Source organism: Streptomyces himastatinicus ATCC 53653 (assembly GCF_000158915.1).
Lineage (GTDB): Bacteria > Actinomycetota > Actinomycetes > Streptomycetales > Streptomycetaceae > Streptomyces > Streptomyces himastatinicus.
The window spans coordinates 7735812-7744344 of record NZ_GG657754.1 but is presented as its reverse complement, the minus strand read 5'-3'; the positions used below and the strand labels follow the sequence as shown (position 1 = coordinate 7744344).

At 72.1% G+C, this 8533-nt stretch carries 10 protein-coding genes and 1 pseudogene; 4 read left to right on the top strand and 7 right to left on the bottom strand.

The annotated features are described in order from the left end of the window. A pseudogene (locus SSOG_RS56565) lies at nt 1-138 on the bottom strand (cysteine desulfurase); the annotation flags it as partial. A gap of 36 nt (nt 139-174) precedes the next feature. Next, nucleotides 175-528 (bottom strand): iron-sulfur cluster insertion protein ErpA, encoded by a 354-nt coding sequence (erpA, locus tag SSOG_RS32895; RefSeq protein ID WP_009718580.1) that lies wholly within the window; start codon nt 526-528, stop codon nt 175-177. 223 nt (nt 529-751) lie between these two features. On the opposite strand from erpA, the gene nadA reads away from it, so the two are divergent. Continuing rightward, complete coding sequence (gene nadA, locus SSOG_RS32890; protein ID WP_009718579.1) at nt 752-1939, top strand: quinolinate synthase NadA; 1188 nt, start codon at nt 752-754, stop codon at nt 1937-1939. 25 nt (nt 1940-1964) lie between these two features. Here nadA and SSOG_RS32885 read toward each other — a convergent pair whose 3' ends face one another. From SSOG_RS32885 to SSOG_RS32870, 4 genes are all read right to left on the bottom strand, one after another. Beyond that, the gene (locus SSOG_RS32885) at nt 1965-2642 is read right to left on the bottom strand and encodes a response regulator (RefSeq protein ID WP_009718578.1); all 678 of its coding nucleotides are present in this window, start codon (nt 2640-2642) and stop codon (nt 1965-1967) included. Further along, nucleotides 2639-3874 carry a sensor histidine kinase gene (locus SSOG_RS32880; RefSeq protein ID WP_009718577.1) on the bottom strand — a complete coding sequence of 412 codons (1236 nt, stop codon included), beginning with the start codon at nt 3872-3874 and terminating at the stop codon, nt 2639-2641. Before SSOG_RS32880 ends, SSOG_RS32885 begins: the two co-directional genes overlap by 4 nt. Before the next feature lie 122 nt (nt 3875-3996). Further along, the gene (pspAA, locus tag SSOG_RS32875; RefSeq protein ID WP_009718576.1) at nt 3997-4275 is read right to left on the bottom strand and encodes a PspA-associated protein PspAA; all 279 of its coding nucleotides are present in this window, start codon (nt 4273-4275) and stop codon (nt 3997-3999) included. Nucleotides 4276-4325: 50 nt separating this feature from the next. Further along, the gene (locus SSOG_RS32870; protein WP_039939249.1) at nt 4326-5105 is read right to left on the bottom strand and encodes a PspA/IM30 family protein; all 780 of its coding nucleotides are present in this window, start codon (nt 5103-5105) and stop codon (nt 4326-4328) included. 241 nt (nt 5106-5346) lie between these two features. Here SSOG_RS32870 and SSOG_RS32865 point away from each other — a divergent pair, with 241 nt between their 5' ends. Further along, nucleotides 5347-5943, top strand: a complete 597-nt coding sequence (locus SSOG_RS32865) for a DUF3043 domain-containing protein (RefSeq protein WP_039939248.1) — start codon at nt 5347-5349, stop codon at nt 5941-5943. A gap of 80 nt (nt 5944-6023) precedes the next feature. Continuing rightward, a complete protein-coding gene (locus SSOG_RS32860) occupies nt 6024-6734 on the top strand; it encodes a class I SAM-dependent methyltransferase (protein ID WP_009718573.1) in 711 nt (236 codons plus the stop codon). Between the two features lie 90 nt (nt 6735-6824). Here the strand turns inward: SSOG_RS32860 and SSOG_RS32855 are convergent, their stop codons facing one another. Continuing rightward, complete coding sequence (locus SSOG_RS32855; protein WP_039942100.1) at nt 6825-7028, bottom strand: hypothetical protein; 204 nt, start codon at nt 7026-7028, stop codon at nt 6825-6827. Nucleotides 7029-7177: 149 nt separating this feature from the next. On the opposite strand from SSOG_RS32855, the gene SSOG_RS32850 reads away from it, so the two are divergent. Further along, nucleotides 7178-8380, top strand: a complete 1203-nt coding sequence (locus SSOG_RS32850) for a bifunctional adenosylcobinamide kinase/adenosylcobinamide-phosphate guanylyltransferase (RefSeq protein WP_009718571.1) — start codon at nt 7178-7180, stop codon at nt 8378-8380. Nucleotides 8381-8533: the final 153 nt, after the last annotated feature.

Below are 8533 nucleotides of genomic sequence, written 5' to 3'. Positions count from 1 at the left end.
CACCGGGCCCCAGCCCAGCGACTTGGCCAGGTCCACCAGCAGCGGCACGCCGTACGCCGCGCACGCGTCCGCCGCCTCGGCCACCGGATACCCCGTGCCGACCTCATGGTTGGCGGACTGGAGGCAGGCCAGCGAGATGTACTCGCCGCCTCCGTATGCCGGTCGCTTCAGGGCTCAGCTGAAGGAGTCGCCGCAGGCGCAGGAGCCCGAGGCGTTCGGGTTGTCGATCGTGAAGCCCTGCTTCTCGATGGTGTCGACGAAATCGATCGAGGCACCGCCCAGGTACGGGGCGCTCATCCGGTCGGTCACGACCTTGACGCCGTCGAAGTCCTTGACGACGTCGCCGTCGAGCGAGCGCTCGTCGAAGAAGAGCTGGTAGCGCAGGCCGGAGCAGCCACCGGGCTGGACGGCGACGCGCAGCGCGAGGTCCTCGCGGCCCTCCTGCTCCAGCAGGCTCTTGACCTTCGACGCGGCGGCGTCGGACAGGATGATGCCCTCGCTCGCGGTGGTCTCGTCCTGAACGGTCATCTGCTTCTCTCCCGGGTCGTACGGACTGCTTGCCGTCGGAACCAACCAACGGCGCCCCGGATTCATTCCGGGCCCAGCGCGTTTCCTGCCCTTCATGCTCGCATACGGGGCCCGCGGACCGTAATGCGTCACATCGACGCGATGCCCATCGTCAACATGACGTGAAGCGGTTATGATAGATAGCGTCAAATTGACGATTAGGGTCCCGAGTGAAGAAAGAAGGGTGCGTGTTGTGACCACCGCCCAGCCCCTCGACGTCCAGCCGAGCCCGCTCGCGCTGCTCCTCCTCGGCCGTGACGCCGACCCGAGGAGCGAACGTGGTGTGGAATGCCCCGGCGACCTGCCCGCGCCCTCCGACCCGGATCTGGTGGCCCGCGCCCGCGCGGCCAAGGAGAAGCTCGGCGACAAGGTCTTCGTGCTCGGCCACCACTACCAGCGCGACGAGGTCATCGAATTCGCCGATGTCACCGGTGACTCCTTCAAGCTCGCCCGTGACGCGGCCGCCCGGCCGGACGCCGAGTACATCGTCTTCTGCGGTGTGCACTTCATGGCGGAATCCGCCGACATCCTGACCGGCGACGGCCAGCAGGTCGTCCTGCCCGACCTGGCGGCGGGCTGCTCGATGGCCGACATGGCCACCGCCGAGCAGGTCGCCGAGTGCTGGGACGTGCTGACGGAGGCGGGCGTCGCCGGGACGACGGTGCCGGTGTCGTACATGAACTCCTCCGCCGACATCAAGGCGTTCACCGGTCGCCACGGCGGCACGATCTGCACCTCCTCCAACGCCCGCCGCGCCCTGGACTGGGCGTTCCAGCAGGGGGAGAAGGTGCTGTTCCTCCCCGACCAGCATCTGGGCCGCAACACCGCGGTGCGGGACATGGGCCTGTCGCTGGAGGACTGTGTCGTCTACAACCCGCACAAGCCCGGCGGCGGGCTGACCCCCGAGCAGCTGCGCGCCGCCAAGATGATCCTGTGGCGGGGCCACTGCTCCGTGCACGGCCGCTTCTCGCTGGAGTCCGTACGGGACGTCCGCGAGCGCATACCCGGCGTCAATGTGCTGGTGCACCCCGAGTGCAAGCACGAGGTGGTCGCGGCGGCCGACCTCGTGGGCTCGACCGAGTACATCATCAAGACCCTCGAAGCGGCCCCGGCGGGCAGCAAGTGGGCCATCGGCACCGAGCTGAACCTCGTCCGGCGCCTGGCGAACCGATTCGCCGCGGAGGGCAAGGAGATCGTCTTCCTCGACAAGACGGTGTGCTTCTGCTCGACCATGAACCGGATCGACCTGCCGCACCTGGTGTGGGCCCTGGAGTCGCTGGTCGCGGGCAAGATCGTGAACCGCATCCAGGTGGACCCGGAGACCGAGGCCCACGCGAAGGCCGCGCTGGAGCGGATGCTGGCGCTGCCGTAGCCCCTCCCGGCCCCGCCCGGGGGTTCTACGCCCCCGGGCGGACCAGGCCCGTTTCGTACGCGATGACCACCAGCTGGGCCCGGTCCCGGGCGCCCAGCTTCGCCATCGCCCGGTTGACGTGCGTCTTCACGGTCAGCGGGCTGACCTCCAGACGGGCGGCGATCTCGTCGTTGGGGTGGCCGCCCGCGACCTGGACCAGCACCTCGCGCTCACGGCCCGTGAGGGCGTCCAGCCGGGAGGCGTCGTACGCGGCGTCGCCGGAGCCCGGGACGCCCTGGGCCAGGAAGCGGGCGATCAGGCCCTTGGTGGCGACCGGGGACAGCAGCGCCTCGCCCGCGGCCGCGATGCGGATGGCGGAGAGGAGTTCGCCGGGTTCGGCGCCCTTGCCGAGGAAGCCGCTCGCGCCCGCCCGCAGCGAGTCCACCACGTACTCGTCGACCTCGAACGTGGTCAGCATGACCACCCGGACGTCCGCGAGCCGTGGATCCTCGGTGATCATGCGGGTGGCGGCGAGCCCGTCCGTACCGGGCATGCGGATGTCCATCAGCACCACGTCGGCGCCCTTGGCCCGTACGATCTCGACCGCCTCCGCGCCGTCGGACGCCTCCCCCACGACCTCCATGTCGGGTTCCGAGTCGACCAGCACCCGGAACGCGCTGCGCAGCAGCGTCTGGTCGTCGGCGAGCAGCACCTTGATCGTCATGATTCCCCTCCCCCACGGGCCTGGAGCGGAAGTGTCGCCCGGACCCGGAAGCCGCCCTCGGGGCGGGGTCCCGCCTCGCAGGTACCACGCAGCGCCGAGACCCGTTCCCGCATCCCCAGCAGCCCGTGCCCGCCGCCGTCGTCCTCGGACGGGGTGCCGACGCCGTCGTCCGACACCGTGATCTCCAGCGCGCTGTGCGTACGGACGATACGGACCTCGGCCTTGACCTCGGGCCCGGCGTGCTTGTGCACATTGGTCAGCGCCTCCTGGACGACCCGGTACGCGGTGAGGTCCACCGAACCGGCGAGCGGCCCCAGGCCGCCCTGCGGCCGCTCCTCGACCTGGACCCGCATCCCGGCCCGTACGAAGCCGTCCACCAGCTGGTCCAGGACGCCGAGGCCCGGCGCGGGCTCGGTGGGCGCGGCGGGGTCGCCGTACTGCCGCAGCAGACCGACGGTGGCGCGCAGCTCGTCCAGCGCCGAGCGGCTGGCCTGCCGTACGTGCGCGAGCGCCTCCTTGGCCTGGTCCGGGCGGTTGTCCATGACGTGCGAGGCGACCCCGGCCTGCACGTTGACCAGCGCGATGTGGTGCGCGACGACGTCGTGCAGTTCGCGGGCGATGCGCAGCCGCTCCTCCGCGACCCGGCGCCGGGCCTCCTCCTCGCGGGTGCGCTCGGCGCGCTCGGCCCGCTCCTCGATCGCGGCGATGAACGCGCGGCGGCTGCGGACGGCGTCGCCCACGGCGGCGGCGAGCCCCGTCCAGGCGAAGATGCCCCAGTTCTCCTGCGCGTACCAGGGGGTGAGCCCGAACAGCATCCCGGTGCCGGTGAGCAGCACGGCCGTGACGGCGCCGATCCGCCAGGTGGTGGACCGGTCGGTGCGGGCGGCGACGGTGTAGAGCGCGACCACGACCCCGAACACGATCGAGGTGCGCGGCGGCCCCTCGTCGTTGGTGACGATCTCGATGACGCTTATCGCGCAGGTGAACGCCAGCACCGCGCGCGGCAGCTCGCGGCGCAGCACGAGCGACGCCGAGGAGAGGGTGGCCAGCAGTCCGAAGAAGACACCGACGTGCTGGTGGTCGCGCAGATGCGGGTTGGACACCGCGCCGATGAGGATCAGGGCGAGGCAGCCGACGGCCACGAGGGTGTCCAGGGCTCGTGGGTGGGCGGCCAGCCAGCGGTGCGGACGGGCCAGGCCAGGCCCGACGGCGAGGGGAGTCACGGGATCCAACGGTAAACGCCGCGCCGGACCGCGTCGGCGGCGTCCCGCCCCCGTCGTGGGTGCGGCGGCGCCGGAATCCGCCGTGACCTTGGCTGTGACCTGGGACGACGCAGGGTCTGCGGGCACGGTGCTCAGCCCGGGATGAGGCCGTCGTCCTTGAGCATCGCCTTGACTTCCTCGAGCGTCGCCTCGGGTGCGGGCAGGATCAGCCCCGAGGGTTCCAGCGCGTCGGCGGGCAGCGGCTCCCCCGCCGAGCGCACCGCGTCGAGGAGCGCGCCGAGCGTGCGCCGGAAGCCGTCGTGGTCGCCGCTCTCGATTTCGGCGAGCAGATCGTCGTCCAGCTTGTTGAGTCCGGGCAGGTGGCTGTCGTCCACCTGCACCTGTCCCTCCCCCATGATCCGTACGATCATGACGACCTCCTTGGGACGTCGACAGACCTCGCCCGGTCCAGGGGCGGCGGCTACTGCTTGTCGAACTTGTGCTGGTTCTGCGACTGCTGCGACTGGTCCTGACCGCCGCCCTCGATCGCCTGCTGCGAGCCGCCGCTGCCACCGGCCAGCTCGGCCTTCATCCGCTGAAGCTCCAGCTCCACGTCCGTGCCGCCGGAGATCCGGTCCAGCTCGGCCGCGATGTCGTCCTTGGCCATCCCGGACTGGTCGTCGAGCGCACCGGAGGCCAGCAGCTCGTCGATCGCGCCCGCGCGGGCCTGGAGCTGCGCGGTCTTGTCCTCGGCGCGCTGGATCGCCATGCCGACGTCGCCCATCTCCTCGGAGATGCCGGAGAACGCCTCGCCGATCCGGGTCTGTGCCTGGGCCGCGGTGTAGGTGGCCTTGATGGTCTCCTTGCGGGTGCGGAACGCGTCCACCTTGGCCTGGAGCCGCTGCGAGGCCAGGGTCAGCTTCTCCTCCTCGCCCTGGAGCGTCTGGTGCTGCGCCTCCAGGTCGGTGACCTGCTGCTGGAGCGCGGCACGACGGGACAGCGCCTCGCGGGCCAGGTCCTCCCGGCCGAGCGCGAGCGCCTTGCGGCCCTGGTCCTCCAGCTTGGCGGACTGGCCTTGCAGCTGGTTCAGCTGAAGCTCCAGGCGCTTACGGGACGTGGCCACGTCGGCCACACCGCGCCGGACCTTCTGGAGCAGCTCCAGCTGCTTCTGGTACGAGTAGTCAAGGGTCTCGCGCGGGTCCTCGGCCCGGTCCAGGGCCTTGTTGGCCTTCGCGCGGAAGATCATCCCCATACGCTTCATGACACCGCTCATGGGCCTCGCGCGCCCCCTTCTGACGGACTTGTGACACCGGCACACCCAACAGACCCAGCCTACGGGCCCTTCTTCCATTACCGCACTGTTCCGCCCGTCCCGCGCTCCTCCTCCAGGACGATCGCGGTCCGGGCGCCTCCGGCGCAGGGAGGAGCGTGGCCACTGCGGTTTCCGGTTCTTTGCCCCTGACGCTGGGGCCCACACCGGTGAACCCGTACTCTTGGGCTTTGTGTTCCGAAGCCGTTCCAAGGATGAGCAGGCCGCCACCGCCAAGGTGACCGCGGACCAGCCGCAGCAGCCCAGAGACCCGCAGGCGCCCAAGGGCCGCCCCACGCCCAAGCGCAGTGCGGCCCAGTCGCAGCGCCGCAGCCTGGCGAATACGCCGACCACGCGCAAGGACGCCGCCAAGCGGCAGAAGGAGGCCCGCCGCTCCGATCTGGCGCGCCAGCGCGAGGCGCTGGCCGGTGGTGACGAGCGCTACCTCCCGGCCCGCGACAAGGGCCCGGTGCGCCGGTTCGCCCGTGACTACGTGGACTCGCGGTTCGTCATCGCCGAGTTCTTCCTGCCGCTCGCCGTGCTGATCATGGTGCTCAGCATGATCCAGGCGGGCGCCATGCAGAGCTATGTGCTGCTGCTGTGGATGGTCGTCATCGTGCTGATCGTCCTGAACTCGTTCGTGATCTCCTTCCAGCTCAAGCGTCAACTGCGCCAGAAGTTCCCGGACGAGAACCTGCGGGGCGCCGTCGCGTACGCCCTCATGCGCACCCTCCAGATGCGCCGGCTGCGTCTGCCCAAGCCGCAGGTCAAGCGCGGAGAGCGGCCCTGAGCGGGAGATCCGGCTTCGCCGGAGGAGCGGCGGGCTGGCTCGGCGGCCTCGGAGGCTTACGGAACACGGTCCGGCAGGCCCTGGTCGCCCATCAGCTCGATGAGCAGATCACCTCGCGGTTCCGGTTCGACCAGCGGCTGAGGGTCCTCGACGTCGGCCTCGGCCAGGGCACCCAGGCCCTGCGATTAGCCCGCGCCGGTCATAAGGTGACCGGCCTCGAATCCGATCCGGCGATGCTGGAGGCGGTCCGTACCGCCCTGGCCGACGAACCCGAGGGCATCCGGCAGCGGGTGAAGCTGCTGGAGGGTGACGGCCGGGAGACCGGCGCCACGTTCCTGCCCGGCGCCTTCGACGTGGTGCTCTGCCACGGCGTCCTGATGTACACGGACGAGCCGGACCCGCTGCTCGCCGGTCTGGCCCGGGTCCTCGCCCCCGGCGGACTGCTCTCGCTCCTGGTGCGCAACGCCGACGCGCTCGCGATGCGGCCGGGGCTCGCCGGGGACTGGGATGCCGCGCTCGGCTCCTTCGACTCCGCCACGTACACCAACCGCCTCGGGCTGACGGTGCGCGCCGACCGGCGCGAGGAGCTGACCACCACGCTCACCGCGATCGGGGCGCCCCTGCACGCCTGGTACGGGGTGCGGGTCTTCACCGACCAGGCCCCCGACGCCGCCGAGCCCCCGCCGTCCCCCGAATGGGACCGGCTGCTGGCCGCCGAGGAGCGGGCCGGGCGCACCGACCCGTACCGCGCGGTGGCGGCGCTGCTGCATCTGTGCGGGGTGCGGGGCTGAGGGGCTTGCGGGCTTGCGGGCTTGCGGGCTTGCGGGCCGAAGAGAAGGGGGGGCGGTGCCCCCGCCCCCCCCTGACTCCGTCTCCTCCGCCTACTCCGCGTGCAGGCTCATCGGGCCGTAGATCTTCGACCCGTCCTCGAAGAGCGTGACCTGTTCCGCCCCGCCCTCCAGGAGCGCCTTCCACTCCTCACCGATCCATGACTCCGCGTCCCCCTGGGTCGGGAACTCCTCGGGCTGCACCGCGGGCGCCGTCTCCGTCCCGTCGGACTTCTCGAACCGCCACGTCCAGGCCATGTCCGCCTCCTCCATCCCACCGGTCGACACGTGATATCTGCCCGCAGCCTAGGCGACTGATCACTCCGTACGGCTCCGAACGGATCGGTACGTCTCCGTGGAGGGTGACCCGGCGCGCCCGGCCCGCGGGTACGCGAGACGATCGGGGCGTGGAACTCACTCTTCTGGGCACCGGGGCCCCCGACGGACTGCCGCGCCACGGCTGTCCCTGCGCGGCCTGCGCGACCGCCGTCGGCGACGAGGCACGGGCGGCGACGGCACTCCTGATCGACGGCGCGCTGCTCCTCGACCTCACCCCCGGCGCCGCCTTCGCGGCGGCGCGGGCCGGATACTCGCTGGTCGGGGTGCGGCAGGTGCTGCTCTCCCATCCGCACGCGGGCCCCGCCGTCGAGTTCCCGGCCGGGCTCCCGGCGCCGGGGCGGGTCCCGGACGGGCGCGAACTGTCCCTGATCAGCGGGCACCGGGTGCGGGCGGTGGCGCTGGACTCGCCCGGTACGGGGTACGAGGTGGCCGGGCCCGACGGCACCCGCCTGCTGTACCTGCCGCCGGGCGGCGCCCCGTCCGGGCTGTCCGGCCCCGTCGCCGAGCCGTACGACATGGTCGTGCTCGACGTACTCGGCCGCCCCGACGCGCTCGCCCGGCTCCGGGCGTCCGGTGGCGTGGGGCCCACCACCGACGTCGTGGCCGTCCACCTCGACCACACCGTGCCCCCCGGCGCCGAGTTGCACCGCCGTCTCGCGACGGCGGGGGCGCGGACCGTACCGGACGGCAGCACGCTGATCGTCGGCGAGTACCACGAGGTGCCGGATCTGCCGCGGCGCACCCTGGTGCTGGGCGGGGCGCGCTCCGGCAAGTCCCTCGAAGCGGAACGGCGGCTGGCCGCCTTCCCCGACGTGCTGTACGTAGCGACCGGCGGCACCCGGGACGGCGACCGCGAGTGGGCCGCCCGCATCGCCGCCCACCGCGACCGGCGCCCCGGCTCGTGGCGTACCGCCGAGACCTGCGACCTGGTGCCGCTGCTGGCGGACGACGCCGCCCCGCTGCTGATCGACTGTCTGGCGCTGTGGCTCACCGACGCGATGGACGCGGTCGGTGCCTGGGACGACGAGAAGTGGGCCCACGGCGGTGAACGCGCCCTCCACGAACGGGTCGGCCGTCTCGTCGCGGCCGTGCGGGCGACGGAGCGGACGGTGGTGGCCGTCAGCAACGAGGTCGGCGCCGGGGTGGTGCCCGCGACGGCCGCGGGGCGTCGCTTCCGCGACGAACTGGGGCGGCTGAACGCGGGGTTCGCGGGCGAGTGCGAGCAGGTCCTGCTGGTGGTGGCGGGCCAGGCCCTCCCCCTACGCGGCTGAGCCGGGGGGACTTCCCCCACCCCGCCCCTCCCCGACCCCGGGGCTCCGCCCCGGCCCCCGCTCCTCAATCGCCGGAGGGGCTGGGGGGTGGTCCTGGGGCTGCGCCCCAGCCCCACTACGGGGGCTCCGCCCACTGGACCCCGCTCCTCAAAC